This window comes from Stenotrophomonas sp. 21LCFQ19 (assembly GCF_056861425.1).
Map to the genome: position 1 here is coordinate 88,842 of NZ_JBSPUF010000015.1, position 23,611 is coordinate 112,452.

Annotated in this window: 19 protein-coding genes and 1 pseudogene; 9 read left to right on the forward strand and 11 right to left on the reverse strand. The window is 64.3% G+C overall.

Annotated features, from left to right (window positions below):
• Positions 1-350: 350 nt before the first annotated feature.
• From AC13FW_RS16305 to AC13FW_RS16315, 3 genes are all read right to left on the reverse strand, one after another.
• Entirely contained in the window at positions 351-2,270 is a 1,920-nt protein-coding gene (locus AC13FW_RS16305) for a M61 family metallopeptidase (protein WP_482985980.1), read from the reverse strand.
• Positions 2,271-2,568: 298 nt separating this feature from the next.
• Positions 2,569-3,753, reverse strand: coding sequence for an OmpA family protein (locus AC13FW_RS16310; protein WP_482989756.1), 1,185 nt, complete (start codon positions 3,751-3,753; stop codon positions 2,569-2,571).
• 86 nt (positions 3,754-3,839) lie between these two features.
• A complete protein-coding gene (locus AC13FW_RS16315) occupies positions 3,840-4,745 on the reverse strand; it encodes a LysR family transcriptional regulator (RefSeq protein ID WP_482989757.1) in 906 nt (301 codons plus the stop codon).
• 124 nt (positions 4,746-4,869) lie between these two features.
• Between AC13FW_RS16315 and AC13FW_RS16320 the strand changes: the two genes are divergently transcribed.
• The 3 genes from AC13FW_RS16320 (at position 4,870) to AC13FW_RS16330 (ending at position 8,128) form a co-directional block, all read left to right on the forward strand.
• Positions 4,870-5,736 carry a pirin family protein gene (locus tag AC13FW_RS16320; RefSeq protein WP_482989758.1) on the forward strand — a complete coding sequence of 289 codons (867 nt, stop codon included), beginning with the start codon at positions 4,870-4,872 and terminating at the stop codon, positions 5,734-5,736.
• Positions 5,737-5,937: 201 nt separating this feature from the next.
• Positions 5,938-6,564: an isochorismate family cysteine hydrolase YcaC gene (gene ycaC / locus AC13FW_RS16325; protein WP_482989759.1), complete on the forward strand. Its 627-nt coding sequence runs from the start codon at positions 5,938-5,940 to the stop codon at positions 6,562-6,564.
• A gap of 142 nt (positions 6,565-6,706) precedes the next feature.
• Complete coding sequence (locus AC13FW_RS16330; RefSeq protein WP_482989760.1) at positions 6,707-8,128, forward strand: short-chain fatty acid transporter; 1,422 nt, start codon at positions 6,707-6,709, stop codon at positions 8,126-8,128.
• Positions 8,129-8,258: 130 nt separating this feature from the next.
• Here AC13FW_RS16330 and AC13FW_RS16335 read toward each other — a convergent pair whose 3' ends face one another.
• Complete coding sequence (locus tag AC13FW_RS16335) at positions 8,259-9,026, reverse strand: PIN domain-containing protein (RefSeq protein ID WP_482989761.1); 768 nt, start codon at positions 9,024-9,026, stop codon at positions 8,259-8,261.
• Positions 9,027-9,224: 198 nt separating this feature from the next.
• On the opposite strand from AC13FW_RS16335, the gene AC13FW_RS16340 reads away from it, so the two are divergent.
• Together AC13FW_RS16340 and AC13FW_RS16345 are read left to right on the forward strand one after the other, a co-directional pair.
• On the forward strand, positions 9,225-9,674 hold the full coding sequence (locus AC13FW_RS16340; RefSeq protein WP_482989762.1) for a nuclear transport factor 2 family protein: 450 nt from the start codon (positions 9,225-9,227) through the stop codon (positions 9,672-9,674).
• A 253-nt stretch (positions 9,675-9,927) separates the two neighbouring features.
• A complete protein-coding gene (locus AC13FW_RS16345; RefSeq protein ID WP_482989763.1) occupies positions 9,928-11,109 on the forward strand; it encodes a DUF3667 domain-containing protein in 1,182 nt (393 codons plus the stop codon).
• Positions 11,110-11,272: 163 nt separating this feature from the next.
• On the opposite strand, the gene rlmF is transcribed toward AC13FW_RS16345, so the two are convergent.
• The 3 genes from rlmF to AC13FW_RS16360 all read right to left on the reverse strand — a co-directional run bounded on the left by rlmF (position 11,273) and on the right by AC13FW_RS16360 (position 13,669).
• Positions 11,273-12,259: a 23S rRNA (adenine(1618)-N(6))-methyltransferase RlmF gene (gene rlmF, locus AC13FW_RS16350; RefSeq protein WP_482989764.1), complete on the reverse strand. Its 987-nt coding sequence runs from the start codon at positions 12,257-12,259 to the stop codon at positions 11,273-11,275.
• Positions 12,260-12,440: 181 nt separating this feature from the next.
• The gene (gene tmk / locus AC13FW_RS16355; protein WP_481615304.1) at positions 12,441-13,103 is read right to left on the reverse strand and encodes a dTMP kinase; all 663 of its coding nucleotides are present in this window, start codon (positions 13,101-13,103) and stop codon (positions 12,441-12,443) included.
• Positions 13,104-13,180: 77 nt separating this feature from the next.
• A complete protein-coding gene (locus AC13FW_RS16360; RefSeq protein ID WP_482989765.1) occupies positions 13,181-13,669 on the reverse strand; it encodes a hypothetical protein in 489 nt (162 codons plus the stop codon).
• A 202-nt stretch (positions 13,670-13,871) separates the two neighbouring features.
• Between AC13FW_RS16360 and AC13FW_RS16365 the strand changes: the two genes are divergently transcribed.
• A complete protein-coding gene (locus tag AC13FW_RS16365; protein WP_482989766.1) occupies positions 13,872-16,355 on the forward strand; it encodes a DEAD/DEAH box helicase in 2,484 nt (827 codons plus the stop codon).
• A pseudogene (locus AC13FW_RS16370) lies at positions 16,331-17,440 on the forward strand (ribonuclease H-like domain-containing protein); the annotation flags it as partial. The gene AC13FW_RS16365 and the pseudogene AC13FW_RS16370, both read left to right, overlap by 25 nt.
• Before the next feature lie 183 nt (positions 17,441-17,623).
• Here the strand turns inward: AC13FW_RS16370 and AC13FW_RS16375 are convergent.
• Entirely contained in the window at positions 17,624-19,444 is a 1,821-nt protein-coding gene (locus AC13FW_RS16375) for a M56 family metallopeptidase (protein ID WP_482989767.1), read from the reverse strand.
• A gap of 3 nt (positions 19,445-19,447) precedes the next feature.
• Complete coding sequence (locus AC13FW_RS16380) at positions 19,448-19,834, reverse strand: BlaI/MecI/CopY family transcriptional regulator (protein WP_282266187.1); 387 nt, start codon at positions 19,832-19,834, stop codon at positions 19,448-19,450.
• Between the two features lie 218 nt (positions 19,835-20,052).
• Between AC13FW_RS16380 and AC13FW_RS16385 the strand changes: the two genes are divergently transcribed.
• Positions 20,053-20,577 carry a hypothetical protein gene (locus AC13FW_RS16385; protein WP_482989768.1) on the forward strand — a complete coding sequence of 175 codons (525 nt, stop codon included), beginning with the start codon at positions 20,053-20,055 and terminating at the stop codon, positions 20,575-20,577.
• A gap of 85 nt (positions 20,578-20,662) precedes the next feature.
• Here AC13FW_RS16385 and AC13FW_RS16390 read toward each other — a convergent pair whose 3' ends face one another.
• Positions 20,663-21,790 (reverse strand): saccharopine dehydrogenase family protein, encoded by a 1,128-nt coding sequence (locus AC13FW_RS16390; protein ID WP_482989769.1) that lies wholly within the window; start codon positions 21,788-21,790, stop codon positions 20,663-20,665.
• A gap of 454 nt (positions 21,791-22,244) precedes the next feature.
• Between AC13FW_RS16390 and AC13FW_RS16395 the strand changes: the two genes are divergently transcribed.
• Positions 22,245-22,574, forward strand: a complete 330-nt coding sequence (locus AC13FW_RS16395; protein ID WP_482989770.1) for a hypothetical protein — start codon at positions 22,245-22,247, stop codon at positions 22,572-22,574.
• Between the two features lie 7 nt (positions 22,575-22,581).
• Here AC13FW_RS16395 and AC13FW_RS16400 read toward each other — a convergent pair whose 3' ends face one another.
• On the reverse strand, positions 22,582-23,601 hold the full coding sequence (locus AC13FW_RS16400) for a DNA topoisomerase IB (RefSeq protein WP_482989771.1): 1,020 nt from the start codon (positions 23,599-23,601) through the stop codon (positions 22,582-22,584).
• Positions 23,602-23,611 lie beyond the last annotated feature (10 nt).

Here is a 23,611-nt window from a genome sequence, read left to right on the forward strand (position 1 = left end):
GCAGAGCGCAGCCATGCTGTGCTGTGGCTTTCCTTGCAAGGCCCTGCCGAGCATGGCTCGGCACTACAGCTGCTGGCCGCCTTTGCCTTTGCCTTTGCCTTTGCCTTTGCCTTCGGCTTCGGCTTTAGCTTTAGCTTTAGCCCTTCTCCCGCTCGCGGGAGAAGGGTTGGGATGAGGGGGAGGCTGTTGATCTTGCTGGTAAAGCCCCTGCCGAGCATGGCTCGGCACTACAGGAACTGCTTCGGCTGTAGCCCTTCTCCCGCTTGCGGGAGAAGGGTTGGGATGAGGGGAGGCTGTTGATCTTGCTGGTAAAGCCCCTGCCGAGCATGGCTCGGCACTACAGTCCCCGTTTATTTGCGAGCGGTGAAGATGGGCGTGAGGTAATCAGTGCTGCCCTCGATCCGCTCCAGCGTTGGGTAACGCAGGCCACCGTGGTAGTCGATGCTCAGCGTGCGGTAAACATCCACTTCCTTCACCAGCAGGCGCACCGGTTGCTTGCTGTCCTTGGCCGCACGCACGGCTTCTTCCAGTTCGTCGGCGCTGTACTGCAGGTCGTTCACTGCCAACACCTGCATGCCGGTGCCGACGCCGGCATTGAACGCAGCGCTGTCCCAGCGTACTTCGTTGACGTAACCGGCCGGGCTCAAGGAAACACCCAGCGAGTAGATGAAGTTGGCACCACGGCCCTTCATCGTCGCCTTGAAATAGGCGCTGGGCTTGTCCTTGTAGACCAGCTTCCAGCCAGCCGCTTCGATGCCGCCGACCAGGCCGGTCCTGCGTTCGAGACGATCACGCAGGAACTGCGACCAGTCACCGGTCGGCTGCACTTGCTCCAGGGTCGCGGCGACGTCGTCGTAGGTATAGGTATCCGGGCGCTCCCACTGGCCATCATTCTGGCCAAAGAAGGCCTTGGCGAAATCGTCCAAGCTGCGCTTGCCGCCGCTGAGCGTGCGCAGGCGCACATCGGCTTCCAGCCACAGCATCTGCCCGCCCTGGTAGTAGTCCTCGCTCATCTGGTAGCCGCGATACGGCTTGGGTTTGCGACGGGCGATCACCGGGTCGTTGGTGGTGTCGCCCAGCGAACGCCACTCCAGCCCGGGGCGGTTGTCTGCATAGGTTGCAGCAACCATCGCCAGCGCATCACGCGAGGCGTCCAGTGGTCGGATACCCGCACGCGCGGTCAGCACATTGCCCCAGTACTGGGTCTGCCCCTCGTAGACCCACAGCAGGCTGCCCTGCATCGGCACGTTGTAGTTCAGCGTGGCCAGGTCGGCCGGGCGCCGGTACTTGCCATCCCAGGAATGGGTGTACTCATGGCCAAGCAGATCGCTGCTGCCGACCTTGGCATCCCAACCGCTGAAGTAATCGCGGTCTTCGCTGTTCTCGCTGGAACGCTGGTGTTCCAGGCCGATACCGCCGAGCTGGTTGGTCACCGCGAACAGGAAATCGTAGTGATCGTAGTGCTCGGCACCGAACAGCTTGCGTGCCTGGGTTACCAGCGCGCGGTGCTGCTCGATATGCTCGGGCTTGGCTTCCAGATCCTTTGCGCGGTCGGCAAACACATTCAAACGCACCGGACGCGTACCGGCCGGGGCCAGATCGAACATGCGGTGATAACGGCCGGCGAACACCGGCGAATCCACCAGGATTTCCAGATTGGTCGGTGCGTAGTTGACGGTGTCGCCGTTGCGGCTGGCCACGGTCAGGGCGCTGGCTGCATCCCAGCCCTGCGGGTAACGCGCACTGGCTTGGTAAGTGATGGCATGTGCGGCGTGACCGGCCGGGTACAGCAGCATCGCGTTCCACTGCAGGTTGAGCATGTTCGGCGTCATCACCGTGCGGCCCTGCGCCGAATCGGTGGGGCTGAGGAACTGGAAGTCCATGCGCAGCTCATTGACGCCTTCAGGCACCTGCACGTTGAAGGTGTAGACATCGAGCGGGTCGCGTACCCATTCCAGGCGCTGGCCATTGGCATTGATCACCAGCCCGGCCAGCTTTTCGATCTGGCCGCTGGGCGAATGGCTGCCCGGCAACCACGCCGGGTAATGGAAGCGCTGCAGGCCCGGCTGCACCGGTACGGTCTGCCGCACCTTGAACACGCGCTGGCCCAGGTCGGTGGCGTCCACTTCGAGGCGGATGGTGCCCGGATACGCGGCCTCGCTGATCTTCACCCCGCGTGCGTCCACGTCAGCCACTGCCGGCGCCGCGTTGGCCAAACCCATGGCGGCCATCAGGGCCAACCCCAGTACTGCAGGACGGAACACATGCATCACCAACCTCTCGCTTGTCTGAGAAGACCATGATGCGGCAAGCCCGCGCTGCGTGACACGGGCCGATGGTCATCTGCAGATCACCGTAGTGCCGAGCCATGCTCGGCAGGGGACTCCATGCACCAACCAGAAATCAACAGATTGCCCGGTTTTGTAGGAGCGGCGTCAGCCGCGAAGCCACGAATGCCTGCAAGCTGGGCATTCGTGGCGATTGCTATCGAGCCGGTTGGGATTCTGTTGTCTGCTGCTCCGGTGGGAGCAGTGGCTTCGCGGCTTACGCCGCTCCTACAAACAGCTGTCAGGTTCTTACAAAAATCTCCACACGCCGATTCAGCTGCCTACCGCTTGGGCTGTCCTTGCCATCCACCTCGTTGGGTGCAACCGGCTGCGATTCACCGTAGCCGCGTGCCGCCGCGTCGGTAGCACTGCCACGCTCGCGCAGTGCAGCCAGCACGGCCTGGGCGCGGCGTTCGGACAGGTCCTGGTTGTAGTCGTCACTGCCCTTGGCATCGGTGTGACCTCGGATTTCCATCGCGCTGGATGGCACTTTACCCAGCGCCGTCGCCAGCACATCCAGCACCTTGCCGGCATCAGGACGGATCACATCCTTGTCGAAATCGAACAACACCTTGTCGTTGAGGGTAATCACGTAGCCGCACGGCGCACCGGACGGTTTGAATTTGTCCAGCAGCGGGAACTTCCCGGCGGGTGGCAACGGCGGCAGCGGTGCCATCTTCACTTCGCGCGGCACCGCACCGATCGTGCCGGTGCCGTCGCCGCGATTTTCGACGATACCCTCAGGGCCGCCGATCCACTTGCCCGAGCCGTCGGCGTTGATCTCGATGTTGCCATCGCTGCCCACCCAGCTGCCTGAGCCATCACCGTGGTTCTCGATGCTGCCGAAGCCACCGACCCAGCTGCCTGCACCCTTGCCGTCCAGCTCGATGTTGCCGTGCGCGCCCACATAAGTCCCGGAACCATCAGCATTCACTTCGAACGTGCCAGCGTCGTTGACGACACTGCCGCTGCCATCGGGCTTCACTTCCACCACGCCGTCACCGGTTACCGCCTGGCCGCTACCATCGGCACCGATGTTGAACACGCCGTGGCCACCGACGCGCTCCAGGTTGCCTTGCGCATCGACGTTGGTGAAGCCGCTTTCGTTGACCAGTCCACCATCGGTGGCGCAGTTGGCCGGGCGCACGCTGATACCGGCGACCGGGTCGATCAATGATTGCATCGACAGCTCCAGACGCTTCTGTGCCGGGCCGCTGCCGATGATGCTGGGCACCATGATGGTCGGTATCACCGGAAACTCGATGCTGCCTGCGGTCAGCACTTCCGCGTTGGAGGCCGTTGGCGCAGCGGTCGCTGCAGGCGCAGCTTCCGGCGTTGCAGCAACAGGTTGATCGGCAGGCGCATCGCGCCCGCAGGCGGCGACAAGAACACTGAGACAAGCCAGTGACACGACAGCAACACGCATGCAGCAACTCCGTTTGTGCGAAGCGCTGATTGTTGCCAATGCACCGTTCAATTTCCGTGACCACCGCTTGGCGGTCGATGCCTCGATCAGGATTCATCCAGCGCAGCGAAGGACGCCGCTAGGTGATCAATGAACAAACGCACCGACGGCAACAAGCCGCGACGAGAGGGAAACACCGCGTGGATGATTTCCTTCGGCGGCGCCCAGTCCGGGGCCACGTTGACCAATTGCCCTGCATCCAGCGCATCGCGCACGATCATCGTTGGCAACTGTGCAACGCCGACGCCCGCCAGTGCCGCGGCACGCAACGCCATCATGCCGCGGGTGATCAGGCGCGGCTGATGCGGCACTTCGGCCATCGCGCCATCAGGGCCGATCAGACGCCAGACGTGTTCGCCCTGCGGCACACCAAGCGCGACGCTGGGCAGCAGGTGCAGATCCGCGGGGCCGTGCGAATGCCCGTACGTTTCCAGCAACGACGGCGCGGCCACCAGGCACTGGGTACGTTCGCCCAAGACCTTCAGCACCAGTTCGCTGTCCTCCAACGGCGGCGGGCGCACGCGGATGGCGACATCCACGCCTTCGGCGATGACATCGACGCGGCGGTTGGTCGCGTCCAGGTGCACTTCCACATCCGGGCAGTGCGCCATGAACTCGGCCACCATCGCCGCCACCCGGAAATCCAGCAGCATGGTCGGGCAGCTCACCCGCACCACGCCACGCGGCTGCGAACGGGTCAACTCGATGGATTCGGCCGCGGCTTCGGCCTCCACCAGCATCGCCCGGCAATGGGCATGGAAGGTCTGGCCGACCTCGGTGACCGAGAAGTGGCGGGTGGAACGCTGGATCAGGCGCACCCCCAGCCGTTCCTCCAGCAGGGCGATACGCCGGCTCAGCTTGGATTTGGGCTCGCCCAGCGCGCGCCCGGCCGGGGCAAAGCCGCCGTGCTCGACCACCTTGGCAAAGTAGTACAGGTCGTTCAGGTCGAGCATTGCGGCTCCAGCGTTCACCAAATAGGACTATCAGACCACTATTTGCCGTCTACCGGCGTGATTGTCCCAGATCTAATCTTTGCTCCAACGCCGGCGCACCCCGCGCCGCCCAAGGAGCAGACAGATGAAGAAGATCAGTGGCCTGTACAGCGCGCCCCGCCCGCATTGGGTCGGTGATGGCTTCCCGGTCCGTTCGTTGTTCTCGTACAACACCCACGGCCGCCAGCTCAGCCCCTTCCTGCTGCTGGACCATGCCGGCCCGGCCGAGTTCGAGCCCGCGCCGACCCCGCGCGGCGTCGGCCAGCATCCACACCGTGGTTTCGAGACCGTCACCATCGTCTATGACGGTGAAGTGGCGCACCGCGACTCCACCGGCGCCGGTGGCGAGATCGGCCCGGGTGACGTGCAGTGGATGACCGCTGCCTCGGGCATCCTGCACGAGGAATTCCACTCCGAAGCCTTCACCCAGCGTGGCGGCAAGCTGGAAATGGTGCAGCTGTGGGTCAACCTGCCTGCCAAGGACAAGATGACCGCACCGGGCTACCAGAACATCAGCAACGCCGATATCCCGGTGGTGCCACTGGCCGATGGTGCCGGCACGGTGCGGGTGATTGCCGGTGAGTTCGGCGGTCAGCGCGGTCCGGCCCGCACGCATACGCCGATGGACGTGTGGGACATGCGCCTGTCGCGTGACCAGCACACCACCCTGCAGTTCACGCAGGGCCACACCGTGGCGATGGTGATCCTGCACGGCACCGTGCTGCTCAACGGCAGCCAGGTCGCCCGCGAAGGCCAGCTGGTGCTGTTCGACCGCCAGGCCGGCGAAGTGCAGCTGGAAGCCAACGCCGACGCCACCGTGCTGGTGCTGGCCGGTGAACCGATCGATGAGCCCATCGCCGGCTACGGCCCGTTCGTGATGAACACCCAGGAAGAAATCCGTCAGGCGATGGATGACTTCAACTCTGGCCGCTTCGGCCAGATGGCGGCGTAAAGCCGCTTAAGCCCCTCTCCCGCAAGCGGGGTGAGGGGTTGGGGTGAGGGCAGAACGAAGCCAGCGTTCGTCAGAACCTCCTTCGCCTGAACCGCATCACAAAAGCAACGCGCTTCGCGCGCCCCCCTCTTCCGGCCCTTCGGGCCACCTTCTCCCACAAGGGGAGAAGGGACATAGCACTTCAACCCATCGGAGCTTCACATGAGCAAGCCTTACACCCGCCTCGACAAAGACAACGTTGCCGTATTGCTGGTCGATCACCAGGCCGGCCTGCTGTCGCTGGTCCGCGACATCGATCCGGACAAGTTCAAGAACAACGTGCTGGCATTGGCCGACATCGCCAAGTACTTCAAGCTGCCGACCATCCTCACCACCAGTTTCGAGAACGGCCCCAACGGCCCGCTGGTGCCGGAGCTGAAGGCCTTGTTCCCGGATGCGCCGTATATCGCCCGCCCTGGCCAGATCAATGCCTGGGACAACGAGGACTTCGTCAAGGCGGTCAAGGACACCGGCAAGAAGCAGCTGCTGATTGCAGGCGTGGTCACCGAGGTCTGCGTGGCGTTCCCGGCGTTGTCGGCGCTGGCCGAGGACTTCGAGGTGTTCGTCGTCGCCGATGCCTCGGGCACCTTCAACAGCATGACCCAACAGGCTGCCTGGAGCCGCATGGAGCAGGCCGGCGCACAGCTGATGACCTGGTTCGGCGTGGCCTGCGAACTGCACCGCGACTGGCGCAACGACGTGGAAGGCCTGGGTGCTTTGTTCTCCAACCACATCCCCGACTACCGCAACCTGATCACCAGCTACACCACACTGACTGCCGGCAAGTAAACCGCTGGGTAAGCACGAAGACGCCGCTTCGCAGCAGGCGGTGTCTTCGCATGAATACGCGGGCACTATCCGAAGGTCCAGTTCCGCGCATCATCGCTGCCGCGTTACCGTCCCCGGGTTGCTTCCCCACGGTATCCGCCCCATGCAGCCCACCACCCAAGACACCGCCTCGGCGCGCTTTGCTATCCGCTGTGCGAATTTCGCCGAACGCTGGTTCCCCGACTCCTGGGTGTTCGCCGCCCTCGCCCTGGCCGCCGTCTCATTGGCGGCCTTGTCCATAGGCGCCGCGCCTACCGACACCGCCAAGGCCTTCGGCGATGGCTTCTGGAGCCTGATCCCCTTCACCATGCAGATGGCCTTCGTGGTGATCGGCGGCTATGTGGTGGCCTCGTCGGGTCCGGCCTCGCGCTTGATCGATCGGCTGGCCCGCGTGCCGAAGAACGGACGCAGCGCAGTCGCTCTGGTCGCCATCGTGTCGATGACCGCATCGTTGTTGAACTGGGGCCTGAGCCTGGTATTCGCCGGCCTGCTAGTGCGTGCATTGGCCCGCCGCAGCGAATTGAAGATGGATTACCGCGCTGCTGGCGCGGCGGCGTATCTCGGCCTCGGTGCGGTATGGGCCCTGGGCCTGTCGTCCTCGGCTGCGCAGCTGCAGGCCAACCCGGCCAGCCTGCCGCCGTCGATCCTGTCGATCACCGGCGTCATCCCGTTCACCGAAACCATCTTCCTGTGGCAGTCCGGCGTGCTGCTGGCCGCGCTGGTGGTGGTGTCGCTGATCATTGCCTACGTCACCGCACCGGCCGCCAACTCGGCGCGCGATGCCGCCGACTGCGGCGTCGATGTCACCGCCGATGTCGCCCCGGCCAAGGCCAAGCCGACCCGCCCCGGCGAATGGCTGGAGCACAGCCCGCTGCTGATCCTGCTGCTGGTCGCGCTGGCCGCGGGTTGGTTGATCCATGAGTTCAGCACCAAACCGGCGATCCAGGCGATCTCCGGCCTGAACACCTACAACCTGCTGTTCCTGATGGCTGGCGCGTTGCTGCACTGGCGCCCGCGCAGCTTCCTCGATGCGGTATCGCGCGCCGTGCCCTCAACCACCGGCGTGCTGATCCAGTTCCCGCTGTACGGCTCCATCGCCGCCATCATGACCACGGTCAACGGCAGCGAAGGCCATAGCGTGGCCCACATCATCTCCACCTTCTTCACCCAGATCGCCAGCCATGACACCTACGCGCTGCTGATGGGCAGCTACTCGGCGGTGCTGGGCTTCTTCATCCCGTCCGGCGGCGGCAAGTGGATCATCGAAGCCCCATACGTGATGCAGGTGGCCAATGAACTGCATTACCACCTCGGCTGGTCGGTGCAGATCTACAACGCCGCCGAAGCCCTGCCCAACCTGATCAACCCGTTCTACATGCTGCCGCTGCTCGGCGTACTCGGTCTGAAGGCCCGCGACCTGATCGGCTTCACCTTCGTGCAGTTGCTGGTGCACACCCCGCTGGTACTGCTGCTGTTGTGGGCACTGGGTGCGACGCTGGCGTATACGCCTCCGGTAATGCCTTGATGGCCTGCCGCAACGATTGAAGTCAGAACGCCACGCTTTGCGTGGCGTTTTTTTGTAGTGCCGAGCCATGCTCGGCAGGAGCTTTCCAAGCCAGAATCATCCAACAGCAATATGGCGCCGACAGCACAAGTCAGCTGAAAACCACCTTGGTACCGACGACCTTCACTGTGCCTGCTTTCTTCAGACCGGCGATCAGGACCTCGACTTCTTGACTGTCGATCTTGTTCTGGAAGTGCGCCGCGATATGTTTCTTCAGCGCAGCCAAAGATCCAGGCCTTCCACTTTTTGCCTTTGTCAGCAGCTCTTTCATTCGAGCGAGCTTTTCTGCCGCGGTCATCGCTTTCGCCTGCACTGCTTTCTTGGGCACGGAAACCACGGTTTTCTTCACTGGAGGCGGCGCTGCCTCAACGACAATCGTTACGGCCTTTGCAGTTGTTTTCACCGTGGCTTTCGGCGCAGGTGCGGCCGGAGCATTAGTCGGCACAGGCTTGAACAGCGGCATATCACCAACCGCTGCCGAGCGGCATGCAAGAATCTTCTTCATCTTCAGATGCTGGACCAGAGGATCGAACCCAGTGTCCTTGGAAATGATGTGGAAAAATCCACGTGGATCTACTCCCGCCAACTGACCAATATAGAAGGCGATGTGGAAATCCAAGGCGTTGGAACCATTCCCGGATATCCGGACATAGTCGGCACGCTCGCGCATCGCCTGCATCTGGATTGCCAGTTCCGACGACAGTTTGGTCTGAGCGGCACCAACGAATACCCAAAGACGGACATCCTCCCGATCAAGCAGATTCAGATCGGTCGGCTGGACGTTCTCGTGATCGACCAACACGTAGTTGATGCGCCGGTTCTCTACCGGCACCAGCGTCGCAATAGTTTCAATCTGCATTCCCTGCAATTCCTCGTGCCGCCCCATTTCGAATCTTCGCCCAGCATTGCCCGTTTGCCAAACCACATCATTGAACTGAACGCATTCAGTTCGTCACTTCCGACGCAACGTCAGCAGAGCGGCAAATGACCTCCAGCCCATTGCGACCCCCGCCGCAACTGCCACGATTCCCCAACCACCACCCATCAGGAGCCGGCCATGCTGTCAGCTGCACTACGCGTGTTTGTTGTGGGATTGCTCTGCGTCGCCGGCAGCGCCGCGGCGTCGCCTACGGATGCGGCCACCTTGCAGGCCATCGAGGCCACCGCCTACGACTACATGGACGGCCAGCTCGAAGGCGACGTCGCGCGGGTGACACGGGCGCTGCATCCAGACCTGGCCAAGCGCAACCTCGTTGCCAATCCGAATGAAACCCTGGGGCTGGGCCGGATGAGTTCGGATGAGCTGATCCGCTTCACCCGCGAGGGCGCGCTGAAGACGCCGCGCGAGCAATGGCAGCGCACGGTGACGGTGCTGCAGGTGGACGACGATATCGCCACGGTGCGGCTGGAGAGCCCGTGGTTCATCGACCACCTGCAGATGGGGCGGTTTGACGGGCGCTGGGTGATCGTCAATGCGTTGTGGCATCGGAAGGTGCGGGGCGGTTGAGTTGGGTGGTTTGGCTTTTGGGTATACGTGCCAAGAGCTTCCCCCCACCCCAACCCCCGCTCCGCGCCCCGGCCCTTGCGCTGGCGCAAGTGCGTTCGATGGGCAGCGAACCGATGGTTCGCATGCTGCCCCTCTCACCCCGTAAACGGGAGAGGGGCTCTACTTCGGCGAGTGTTTTTGTAACGGATACTGAACGAAGCCGGAAAACCCCGTTATCGTATGCGGCTTCCAACCGTTGCCCGCCGCGCCAGCCATGAGCCAGACCGAAGTCGTGCATTCCAGTTCCGAACACGGTGCCTGCGAGAACTGCCGCACGCCGTTGCAGGGCCACTACTGCCATGGCTGCGGGCAGTCGGCGCATAACCCGCTGAAGAACTTCGGGCATGCGGTCGAAGAGGTGTTCGAATCGTTCTGGCATCTGGATGGGCGCATTTTCCGCACCCTGCGCGATCTGCTGGTGCCGGGCCGGATCGCCGTCAACTTCCTCAAGGGCCAGCGCGTCGGCTATGTGCAGCCGCTGCGGCTGTTCGTGATCCTCACCCTGTTCACCTTCTTCGTCGGCAAACTGACCCTGCACAGCGACGACTTCGGCACCGGCAGCAACGCCGATCCGGCCTTCGCCAAGGCGCAGACCCTGGCCGAGGTGGAAGCCGTGCGCGCCACCCAGGTGGCGCAGATCGAGCAACAGCAGAAGACGAACCCTGCGGCGGCGCCAGCGCTTGCCATTGCGATGGCAGCGATCAACACCTCAGCTGCGCAGCGCACCGCGGAACTCGAAGCAAACACGCAGCCATCCGCACGCAGCGCTACCGACTCGGCGCTGGCGCGCGCCAACGACGCAGCGGACCGCGTCAGCGCCGAGAAGAAGGCCGTCTTCATCAATGTCCCGGTCAACGGCAAACCCTGGGACGCCGAGACCAACCCCATCGTGCTGGAGGGCTGGCCGAAATTCGTCAGCAACTGGTTGAACCGTCGCCTGGCCAATGGCCAGGCCAACGTCGAGCGCATGGGCAACAAGACCGATCTGTATGTCCAGGCCATCCTGACCTCACTGCCCGGCGCGCTGTTCTTCCTGATGCCGATCTTCGCGCTGGTGTTGCGCGTCGCTTACATCCTGCGGCGGCCGATGGGCTATCTGGAGCATCTGGTGGTGGCGCTGTACAGCCACTGCTGGTTGATGCTGGTGCTGCTGACCACCTTCCTCATCGCCGGTATCAGCGGCGCGATCGGCAATGCGGTGGTCAGCGCGATCTGCGCCTGGCTGTACGTGCTGTTGTGGCTGGCGGTGCCGGTCTACCTGTTCTGGATGCAGCAGCGCGTATACGGCGGCAATCCGATCCTGACCCTGCTGCGCTACAGCTTCATCGGTTTCATCTATTTCTTCCTGGTCACCTTCGTGGTGATGTACGCGGTGCTGGCCGGCGTATCGGCTTGAAGCTGGTTTGAAACCACGCAGCGTTGCAATTGAGCGAAGTGCGATTGGTTCGTGTAGCCCGGGTAAGCGCAGCGCACCCGGGGCTGTTGGCGCGTGCTCGGAAAGACTTCCTGCTCCCCACTTCCCGGGTGCGCTGCGCTTACCCGGGCTACGGCCTGACGGTTCAGGCCTGCGTTGCCTGCATCCAGCCTTTGCGCGCAGCAGCTGAGTGGAAACTCCAGGCAACGAAGCGGCTCTGCTTGTTGCCCTGCGCCATTGCCACTTCACGTACCTCAGCTGCGCCAACCTTGCCCAGCTGCTTGTGGATATCGGCCAGATGCTCGCTCTTGGCCACCAGTGAACTGAACCACAGCACCTGATTCTGGATATCCACGCTCTCGCGAATCATCCGCCGCAGGAATGAAGCCTCGCCACCGGTGCACCACAGCTCGTTGGCCTGGCCACCGAAGTTGAGCGCAGGTGCCTTGCTGGTGCGCGCCTGCGCGCCGCCGAGATTGCGCAGCTTGCGCTGACTGCCTTGCGCGGCCTCCTTGGCTGACGCATGGAACGGCGGGTTGCACAGGGTCAGATGGAAGCGCTCGTCGGCCTGCAGCAGGCCGGCGAACAGGTTGCCGCGTGCATGCTGCTGGCGAAGTTCGATGAGATGACCGAGATCATTGGCCTGCACATTGGCATTGGCGGCCTGCAAGGCATCCGCATCGATATCACTGCCAAGGAAACGCCAACCGTATTCGGCCTGCCCCAGCAGTGGGTAGATGCAGTTGGCGCCGACGCCGACGTCCAGTGCCCGCACGTCAGGCCCGCGTGGAATCACGCCTGCGTTGTCTGCAGCCAGCAGATCCGCCAGGCCATGCAGATAGTCGACCCGGCCCGGCACCGGTGGGCACAGGTAACCCTCCGGGATATCCCACTGCTGGATGCCGTAGTCGCTGGCGAGCAGCGCGCGGTTGAGTTCGCGCACGGCAGCCGAGTTGCTGAAATCGATGCTGTCGGTGCCGGCCGGGGTACGGATCAGGTGCGCACGCAAGGCCGGATTTGCCGCGACCAGGCGCACCAGGTCATAGCGGCCCCGGTGACGGTTGCGGGGGTGCAGCGGCGCTGCCGATGCGGCATTGGGCTTGGCGCGTGTGCGTTGCGGCGAAGAAGTCATGTGCTTGTTGGATGCCAGTAGCGACAAGCCAGAGGCTTGCACTGTTTGTGGGAGCGGCGTGAGCCGCGAAGCACGTACATCATCAGATGGCACACGCTACCTGCGCTTCAACAGCCTCAGCTTCGCGGCTGACGCCGCTCCCACAAGGTGGGATGCGAGCGCTGCCAGCTACGGCTGCTTTCTACAGCTCCAAACCCTGCACGTTCTGCAGCAGCTGCGCACCCGCTTCACCGACGCGCAACGCCAAGGCTGCGGCAATCGCCGCATGCGCATCGCGCAGCACTTCGGCTTCGTTGCGGCTGGCGTCGATGATCTGCTTGTTGGGCAGCTCCAGCTGCTGGAAGATCAGCCGGCAACGCTCCAGGTTCTGCGCGGTTTCGAAGTGGTTGGGCTTGTCGCCACGCGCGCGGATGCGCTCCAGGCCCTGCTCCGGCTGCAGGTCGAGCAACAGCAGCAAATTCGGGCGCGGTGCGAAGTCGTTGGCCTGCAGCATCTCGTCCAGCGGCAGGCCGGCGGCGCCCTGGTAGGCGACCATCGACGGGAAGTAGCGGTCGAGGATGACGATCTCGCCACGGGCCAGGGCCGGCGTGATGACCTCTTCCACATGCTGGCGGCGGTCGTGCAGCAGGTATTCGACCTCCTGCTCCGGGCTCAGCCGGCCGGTGGCGGCGGTGGCGCGCAGGCGGGTGCCCCACGGGCCGTTGGTCGGCTCCTTGCCCAGCACGACCTGTGCCCCTGCAGCGCGCAGGTGCTGGGCCAGGGTGTGAGCGAGCGTGGTCTTGCCAGCGCCATCAATGCCTTCGATGGCAATGAGCAGGCCACCGGGAATCTGTTGGTTATCCATGGGCGCTACTTTAATCGGATCCGGCCGATACCGCGCGGCTTGACGCCGCTGCCGCCATGCCAGGAACAGCCCCCGTATCAGCGTTCTGGCACGATGCAGCCGTTGATCGCGCAGTAGTCGGCCGCCCGCCGCTGCTCGTCCTCGGTCAACTCCGGCGGTGGCCGGGCGATCGCGGACTGGATCTGGTCGGGGCCGCCGGTGAGCTTGTTCAGGCCCTGCGCGGCCTTCATCAGGCCATAGCCGATGCCCATCATCAGATAGCCGCCACTCATGCCGACCTGCTCGGGCGTCGGTGGCTCGCTCCAGTTCTTGCTGAAACGGTTGGGCGCGGCCTGCACCGGGTTCTTGAAGCGGTACAGGTCCAGCGGTTCGTCGTCCTCGGGCTTGATGGCACGCACCTCGCCCAGGGTGGTGACGTTGCCTTGCGCCGGCACCTCCACGACATCACTCGGATCGGATTGCGCGTTGTCGGCATCTTCGGGTTGAACCACCACGGCCCCGGGGGGCGAGGCCGCTGTGCTTGCAGGCACGGCCTGCTGTGCCTGCGCCGTCCCCGCCAGCATCATGCCGGCCAACCATATGCTCCATTTTGCCGGTAATGCCACAGCCACCCACCCTGCCTGTTGCGCGTCGCCTGCAGCATACGCAGGCAGTCCTTCACATTTTGTTGGAACGCCGGCGTCCGTTCAGCATGTCGTAATCCCAATGGGTCTCACGGCGTGAGACACCAATATGCTTCCATATGTTCTTTGATCGGCAGTTGCGTGCATGGCGTTCTCCCTCGCTCCCCGCACCGAAGCCAGCGAACGGGCGCTGGCAACCACCGATGGCCTGCCTTCGCGTGACGGCTCGCTGCTCGGCCAGCGCCTGGCCCGACGCTACAAGGACCGGGTCACCGGCAGCTTCACCATCCCCGGCCGCGAAGGCAGCTATGCGCCGATTCCCGATGACGTGCCCGAGGCGCTGAAAGCCGCATTGAAGGCACGCGGCATCGAGCAGCTGTACTCGCACCAGGCGGAGGCCTGGGACGCCACCCAGCGCGGCGAGCACGTCGCCATCGTCACGCCTACCGCCTCCGGCAAATCACTGTGCTACACCTTGCCGGTGGTCAGCGCGGCGATGCAGGGCAATGCCAAGGCCTTGTACCTGTTCCCGACCAAGGCGCTGGCGCAGGACCAGGTCGCCGAACTGCTGGAGCTCAACCGCGCCGGTGACCTCGGCGTCAAGGCCTTCACCTTCGACGGCGATACGCCCGGCGATGCGCGCCAGGCAATCCGCCTGCATGGCGACATCGTGGTCAGCAACCCGGACATGCTGCACCAGGCCATCCTGCCGCATCACACCAAATGGGCGCAGTTCTTCGAGAACCTGCGCTATGTGGTGATCGACGAGATCCATACCTATCGCGGTGTGTTCGGCAGCCACGTCACCAATGTGATCCGCCGGCTCAAGCGCATCTGCGCGTTCTACGGCGTGCAACCGCAGTTCATCCTGTGCTCGGCGACCATCGGCAACCCGCATGCGCATGCGGAGGCGCTGGTGGAAGAGAAGGTGCATGCAATCACCGAGTCCGGCGCACCGACCGGGCCCAAGCACGTGCTGCTGTGGAACCCGCCAGTCATCAACCCGGACCTTGGCCTGCGCGCCTCGGCGCGTTCGCAGGCCAACCGCATCGCCCGCATCGCGATCAAGAGCGGCCTGAAGACCCTGGTGTTCGCACAGACGCGCTTGATGGTTGAAGTGCTGACCAAGTACCTGAAGGACATCTTCGACAACGACCCGCGCAAGCCGGCGCGCATCCGCGCCTACCGCGGTGGTTACCTGCCGACCGAGCGCCGCGAGGTGGAACGGGCGATGCGCGCCGGCAACATCGACGGCATCGTCAGCACCTCGGCGCTGGAGCTGGGCGTGGATATCGGCGCGCTCGACGTGGTCATCCTCAATGGCTACCCCGGCAGCGTTGCGGCGACGTGGCAACGCTTCGGGCGCGCCGGTCGTCGACAGCAGGCCGCGCTCGGCGTGATGGTGGCCAGCAGCCAGCCGCTGGACCAGTACGTGGTGCGGCATCCGGATTTCTTCGCCAATGCCACGCCCGAGCATGCACGCATCTCCCCGGACCAGCCATTGATCCTGTTCGATCACATCCGCTGTGCGGCGTTCGAGTTGCCCTTCCTGGCCGGCGAGCCGTTCGGGCCGATCGATCCGCTGGTGTTCCTGCAGGCGTTGGCCGAAACCGAAGTAGTGCACCAGGAAGGTGATCGCTGGGAATGGATTGCCGACAGCTATCCCGCCAACGCAGTGAGCCTGCGCGCGGTGGCCGATGGCAACTTCGTGGTGGTGGACCGCAGCGACGGCAAGCAGCAGATCATCGCCGAGGTGGATTACTCCGCCGCCGCGTTGACGCTGTACGAAGGCGCCATCCACATGGTGCAGAGCACGCCGTACCAGGTGGAGCGGCTGGACTGGGACGGCCGCAAGGCCTACGTGACCCGCACGCACGTCGACTACTACACCGACAGCATCGACTACACCAAGCTGAAGGTACTGGACCGCTTTGATGGCAACGGCGCCGGCCGCGGCGATTCACACCACGGCGAAGTGCATGTGGTGCGGCGCGTCGCCGGCTACAAGAAGATCCGCTACTACACGCACGAGAACATCGGCTACGGCCCGGTCAACCTGCCCGACCAGGAACTGCATACCACCGCCGTCTGGTGGCAGCTGCCGCAGGCGACGTTGCTGCGCAGCTTCGCGCAGAAGCAGGATGCGCTGGATGGTTTCCTTGGTGCCGCCTATGCGCTGCACATCGTTGCCACCGTCGCGGTGATGGCCGATGCGCGCGATCTGCAGAAAGCAGTGGGCAATGGCGATGGCGCCTGGTTTGCAATTGCCGACCAGACCGGCCGCGGCCAGCTGCGTGGCAATGAAGCCGGCGAAGCCACGGTGGAACTGATGCAGAGTTTCGTCCCCACGGTCTACCTGTACGACAACTTCCCCGGTGGCGTGGGCTTGAGCGAACCGCTGTGGCAGCGCCAAGGCGAGCTGGTGCAGCGCGCGTTGGAGTTGGTGGAGCGTTGCGACTGCAATGCCGGCTGTCCGGCCTGCGTTGGCCCTGTGCTGGCTGCGCAGGAAGATGACAAGGGACCGACACCACGCTCATTGGCATTGACCGTGTTGTCGCTGTTGTCGGCCGAGCGTTGCGATCAGGTCCCAACCATCGTCATGGACGAGGCCGTCGACCTGCTGCCATGAGCATCAGCCTGGACAAATTGAAGGCCCTGCGTAAACAGGCGGGGCTGGCGACGGCGACGCCTGCGGAGCCCGCAGCGCCCATGGCTGTTGTGGGAGCGGCGTCAGCCGCGAAGCCACAGATGGTGGACCCTGCAGCATTGCCCGTTACCCCGGATGCATCTGGTTCTTCGTCGGCTGCGGAAGCTGTATCGGCTTCGCGGCTGACGCCGCTCCTACAACAGCCGAAGCAGGAATCTTCGGTGTTTGGCTGGGTCGATCAGATCCAGCACAAACCCGCAGCGCCACAGGATGGTGCTGCGTTGCGGCGCTTGTTGGCGACACGCAACCGCGCCATCGCTCCTGCACAACCCGTCGAACGTGGCCCGGTTGATCGCGATCTACCCGGCACCGAAATCGCCCCCGGACTGCATCTGATCGAAGCCTTCATCCCGCAGGCGATTCCAACGCAACCGCTGTCACTGGCTTTCAGCAAGCGCCCTGAAGAAACCGTCCCACCGCAGGACCTGCTGTTCTTCGATACCGAGACCACCGGCCTGGCCGGTGGTACCGGTACCCGCGCCTTCATGATCGGCGCTGCCGATTGGCATCACGATGCAGCGCGCGGCGAAGGCCTGCGCGTGCGCCAGCTGCTGATGTCGACGATGGGCGCGGAGAGCCCGATGCTGGAGTTGTTCGCCAGCTGGCTGTCACCAAGCACCGTGCTTTCCAGTTACAACGGTCGCTGCTATGACGCGCCGTTGTTGAAGACGCGTTACCGGCTGGCACGGCGCGGTGATCCGATTTCCGCTTTGGATCACGTGGACCTGCTGTTCCCGACCCGCCGTCGCTATCGCGGTACCTGGGAGAACTGCCGGCTTGCGACCATCGAGCGGCAGTTGCTGCTGATCGCCCGCGAGGATGACTTGCCGGGTTCGGAAGCGCCTGCAGCGTGGTTGAGTTATCTACGCGGCGGCAGCGCGCGCAACCTGCGCCGTGTTGGCGAACACAACCATCAGGACGTGGTGACCCTAGCGCTGCTGTTCCTGCGCCTGGTGCAGGCGGAAGCGGATGAGCGGGCGGAACTGGCGTTGGAGGCTGAGGGCTGAGTTTCAGTTGTTCGTCAGATTCTGCTTGAAGAGCTTACCCCTCCCCAGCCCTCCCCTTGGCTGCGCCAAAGGGAGGGAGCAGAGCTTGGCCCCCTCCCTTTCGCTGAAAGCGAAGGGGAGGGTTGGGGAGGGGTGCTTCTGCTTGAGCTCTAAAACCAAGCCCCAGCAAACCCTCCCAAAAAATCAACCACCAAGCGGCCGCGCGATTCCGCTGCTGATCGCTTCGCGGATCATCTGCTCGGCATCGCGGTTGGCCTTGGCGCTGGCCGCTGCCTGCTGCCTGCCCAACTCGGCCTGCTGCTTGCCCAATGCCGCCTGCTGTGCGGCCAGGCTCTCCATCTCTGCCCGCATCGCCGGGTTGTCCATTTCCTCGCGCGCTTCATCGATCTTGCGACGTGCTTCAGCGGCTGCGCCGCGCCGCGCATCGGCGCTCCCGTCTGACGTCAGCGCCAGCTGCGCCTGTTCACTCGCCAACGCGCCGATCCGTGCACCAATCTCGCCCATGCGCTCACCGATCTCGCCCTGACGCTCGCCCAGCCTGCCCTGGCGATCACCGAGCTTGCCCTGTGCTTCACCCAGACGCACGGTTTCTGCGTGCAGTTGTTCAAAGCGCGACAGCGTGGCGGCGTCGCGCACTACATAGCGCTTGCCATCACGGCGCAGCAGCAGCACGCCGCTGCCATCGTCCAGTTGCTTGGCTTCGCGCAGGTCCACAACGGAACCATTCATGACGCTATGGTTGCCCTTGATCAGCACATAGCTGTCAGCGTTCTGGTTGCTGGAGAGGTGAATCGTTCCCTGTGTGTGCAGCGGTGCTGCCGGCGCCGCAGGCGGTGCAGGTGGCACGATCAGGGCCGGTGGCGCGGGCGGCGCAGGAGGTGCTGCCGGCACAGCGGTACCCGCCGCAACCAGATGCAGTTTTGCATGGGCAGCAGGTGCTGCCGGCGCAACGGGGGCGACCGGGGCGACGGGCGCTGCCACAGGTGCTGGTGGTGCCGGCGGCGCGGGAGGTACCGGCATCGCCACCAGCCGCAACGGTGCCACACCGACCAGGGCGACGGCGGCAATGATCAAGGCCGCACCGACGCGCGGGAAGGAAGAAGTGTCCTGCAACATGAGCAATCTCCGCTTGAGGCTGAGGAAGGTCGGCGACGCGCTGGCCAAACCAGCGCCCGGCCGGGGAGCAACGCCCAACTGCAACAGCAGGCGTCCGTAGTGTTGGCGGCAGTGCCGGTCACCGGCGACCACCGCGGCATCCACCGCGGCTTCGCGGGCAATGCCGTATTCGCGGGCGGCCAGGTGCACCACCGGGTGGAAGAAGAACAGGTGCTGGGCAACTGCAGGCACCAATCCCAGCCACAGGTCATGGCGTTGCAGATGCACGAGTTCGTGAGTCAGCGCCATGTCCAGCTGGTCGTCACCCATGCGCTGGAGGCCACGCGCAGGCAGCAGCAACACCGGACGCCATGGGCCAATCAGCTGCGGCGAGTCGATCGCAGTGCTGAGCATCAGGCGCGGTGCACGGTGCAGGCCATGCGCATCGGCGGCCAGCGCAAGCGCAGCGTTGAGCTTGTGATCGTGGCAGGGCTGCGCGGCACGCAGCAGGGCACGACTGGCGCGATACGCCAGCGCGGTGCGCAATGCCATCACCAGTACGCCAGCAGCCCACATCGCCATCAGCACCAGGCTCCATGACCAACTGCTGTCCGCCGGCAAGGGCTGCATCACGATGAGCGGCGCGGTAGTCACCGGTGCAGCGGTTACTGCAGCCTGCGCCACCATCGGTGCAGCATCGACGGCAGGTAGCAATGGCAGCTCCAGCGGTGACGCCCAGAACAGGCCAACCACGGCCTGCACCGCCACCAGCCACCACAGCGCGCACTGGGTGCTGGCCGGCAGGCGTCGCACGTAACGGCACAGCAGCCACACCAGCCCGGCCAACAGCGCGGTCTGCACACTGGTCGCCAACAAGCGGCTGCCCAACAACTCAAGCGTCATCGACATGGCTCAATCCTCCCGCCGCTGCGACTGCAGCTTGCTGACCAGCGCTTCCAGTTCGGCCAGTTCGTTGTCGCTGACCTCGGCCTTCTCCGACATCCACGCCACGAACGGCGAGATCGAGCCCTGCAGGGTCTTCTCGACGAAGCTGCCGACCGCGCCGTTGACCACGTCCTGCTGTTCGGCGGTGGAGCTGTAGCGGTACACGCCCTCGTCCTGCTCGCGCTGCAGGTAACCCTTGGTGCGCAGGCGCTCCATCATCGTCAGCACGGTGGAGCGGGCCAGCCCGCGGGCCTCACCGAAGCGCGCGGCAACCTCGCCGACGCTGGTGGGTTCGTTCTCTCCGATGTACTGCAACAGGGCCAGTTCCTGGTCCCCGATGGTCTTGCGGCGCATGGCCGTCTCCGTGACTACATTTGTCGTCACGGTAGATATGCCTACATTTGTAGTCAATAGCCCGAATGGCACCCTGCCCGATAGGAGAATGAACAGTTCAGCAAGCTGGAGGCTGATGAAGCTTGCCCGCTTCCACGCTGAATCAGGCAATCCTCCAACGCAGGATCATGGGATCCTTATCAATGAAGGCGGCAGAGCCGCTTCAGGGAAATCACTGCATGGCTGTCATCAACAGATTCTTTGTTCTGTCGATTGTTGCTTTTGCTCTGACCGCTTGCGCGCAGCATTCAACCAACATCAAACATGGTGTCTCCTTCGATCCAGACAGATGCAAGCCTGGCTCGAGCGACCCCGACATCCTCGCCCTATCGCAGGCGGCGTGCCATGTGGCAGTAGCGGGCCCGGGGCTGCAGTTGTTGGACACCCGGACGCATCGTCGCCTGAGCTTGAGCAGCGATACGACGACACAGGAAAAAACATCGCTCTTCATCTCCCCGGACATCCCTCAAACATTCCTGGGACCACTCGAATTCAGCGCTTTTTACTCTCGTGGCTTGGCTGAACTCAGGGGGAAAACCGGCTGCGTTGGCGTGCTGGAAAGTGGTCACGCAGCCATCGAGCAAGAGCGGGGCCAGCGATCCCTCCGCTACGACCTGACTTTCAGGCTGGTCAGCCCACGGGGCTGGAAGGACGACTGCGCGCCCCTGCATCACGTGGCAGGCTCAACCCGAATCGATCGCTGAGCGTGCGCGATCAGCGCCGTTGGGACCTTTGCTGGATGGCCCGATCAACGGCGCATGTTGCCAACTTACCAGGCAGGTCTTTCTATCACCGAGCCTGCGGTGACACTTCGCTGTCGATCTGCCAGCGCGCGAACTCGCTTTCAAACTCAGCAAGGCTCAATAGGCCGAGACAGGCATGGGCACCGGTCGGCAGCGCCTCACCACGGGCAAAGCGGCGCGCCAGCAGCACGGCGGCGAAGGTGGGAATCTCCGGGCCGTGCAGCATTGGCGCCGTGAGATCCCAATGCACGGTGTGCTGCAGGCCACCGCGCTGACCACGCAAGGTGATTCGCATGCCGCCAAGATCAGTGCCGAAGCGATCGAACCAGCGACCGGTGCGGGCGAATACGCCGGCCAGCGCTTCCATCGGAAATGGCAGGCCAATGCGGCGAAGCCAGGCCATCGCAGCCAGGCAGCGCGACAGGAACGGCAACTCCAGCGCCGCGCGGAAGCGCACCGTCATCACGCCCGGGTAGCGCTGCACCAGCAGCGCGTGGTCCGGCACATCACAGGGCGAAGCCAGGCGCGGACCGATGCGGGCGAAACGTACCGGCTGCGGATCGGCCCAGCCGATCACCGGCTGCCAGCGGCCATCCACCCAGCACTCGAACGGCTTGCCGCAATACGACAGCACCGCGCGCACCGTAGCCATGCCCAGCGGCGTGGCCTGTGCGGGTGCGATCACCATGTCGATGCTATGCAGCTGATCGAACTGCGGGGCGAGTGCATCCACGACCGCACTGGACAGCGCCGGCAAGGTGCTGGCGCCGCTGATCGCACTGCGTTGTGTCTGTTCGGCCAAGGCCTGCAGCTGCTGCGGGAAATCCGCGACGAAATCGCGACCGTCGGCGAGATCGATGTAGTGCATGCCAGCACGTAAACAGGCCTGTGCCACATCGTGGCCTTGGCCTTGGAAAGGACCGGCAGTGTGGATGACCAGTGCCGCTCGCGTTTCCGCCAGCTTTGCTTCGAAATCAGCGGCGGCGGTATCCAATCGACATAGTTCGATTGCCGCCAGATCCACACCGGGTAGATGCGCCGCAGCCTGCGTTGGGTTGCGGCCCGCAGCGATGACCTTGATGCCTGGCGTGATCGCAAGCGCACGCACGATGCGCGCGCCGAAATGACCGTAACCGCCCAACACCAGAACACGACAGCTTTCCTGCTGCGACATCGGATCTTCCTGCGTTGATTACTGGGTGGATTATCAGCGAGGAATGAACTTCGTTGGCCCCTCCCCGTTGGCGCAGCCAAGGGGGAGGGTAGGAGGAGGTGGCTTTGGCCATTGCTTGTGCTCATGGTTCGACGTTCCAGCGAAGAGCACCCCTCCCCAACTCTCCCCTGCGCGTTGCGCAAGGGAGGGAGCAGGTCCGCTGCGCTTGATGCAAGGGAGGGAGGCTTTGCCCCTCCCCTTTGGCGCAGCCAAGGGGGAGGTTGGGAGGGGGTGGCTTTGGCCGTTGCTTGTGCTGGTTGTCTGGCTTTGCTGCGAAGAGCACCCCTCCCCGCCCCCCTTCGCTGCGCGCAAGGGAGGGAGTGGATGCGCTGCGCTCCGTCGGAACCAGGGCTCTTCATCCCGCTCTTACGCAAACAACCGCACCCTGCATGCATACCACCACCTGGAGTCCGCCATGTATCGGATGCTGGTCATCGCCTGTTTCAGCGCCATCGCCGCCACTGCCTGCAGCACTGCCCAGGTCAGCCAGGTGCAACCCATCGATGGCGTCATCTCCGGCCAATGCCATACCGACATGGTGCGCGGTGCGGTCGGCCTTGCCGCCGGGCCGGATACCGTCGAGCGCGCGCGCGTGGACAGCGACAGCCTGCTGGTGCAGGTGGTGCGCGGCAACGACCACCCCGACAGCGCGGCCTCCATCCAGACCCAGGCATCGACGGGTGGTGAGCGACTGACCATCGAAGTCGGCCGGACCAACAACATCACCGCCATCCGCTGCGGCTGAGTCGCGCTCAGCGGGCGCGATGCGCCGCGCGCAGGAAACGCAGTGCCGCAGCCTCCCACTGGCGGGGGCCGCGCAGCGACTGCATCGCGCTGAGCTGGCCGTCACGCCAGCCGTCGAAGACACAGGGGTCGATATAGGCCTTGCGGCACACCGCCGGGGTATTGCCCAGCATCGCCGCCACCGCGGCGATCACCTGGTTCTGCAATGCGCTCAGCGCGCGCTCGCCGCCGGTTTCCGGCACGGGCAACTGGGCCAGTTCACGCAATGCCACCAAGGTGCCGCCCCAAGTGCGGAAATCCTTGGCGCTGAAGTCGGCACCGGTGGCGTTGCGCAGGTACTCGTTGATGTCGCTTGAGCTTACTGGCCGCACCTTGCCGTCATCGTCGCGGTACTGGAACAGCAGCTGCCCCGGCAGTTGCTGGCAGCGACGCACCAACGCCGATAGCTGCCGGTCATCGACAACCATGGCCTGCGCCTGCCCGGACTTGCCGCGGAAACGCAGCCGCGCCTTGCCATCACCGGCACGCTCCAGATGCCGGTTGCGCAGCGTGGTGAGCCCATAGGAATGGTTGTCGCGGGCATAGGCGTCGTTGCCGATGCGGGCCAGCGTGCGGCCCATCACCGCCACCACGATCGCCAACACCTTCTCGCGGGGGAGCCCGGACAAGGCCAGATCACTGCGTACCCGCCGCCGCAGGCCCGGCAATGCCTTGCCGAATGCAACGATGCGATCGAACTTGTGGTTACTGCGCGCGCGTACCCAATCCGGGTGGTAACGGTATTGCTTGCGTCCACGCGCATCGCGACCGCTGGCCTGGAGATGGCCGTTGGCCTGCACGCAGATCCACACCTGCGTATAGGCCGGCGGAATGGCCAGGCGCCGTATGCGCTCGAGCGTGGCCGCTGCACGCATCGCCTTGCCACGCGCATCCACGTAGCGGAAGCCACGCCCGGCGCGCTGGCGGTGAATGCCCGGTTCTCCGTCATGGCTATGACGCAACGCAGACCCTGCCGATGTCGCGGCCATCGCTGCTCCA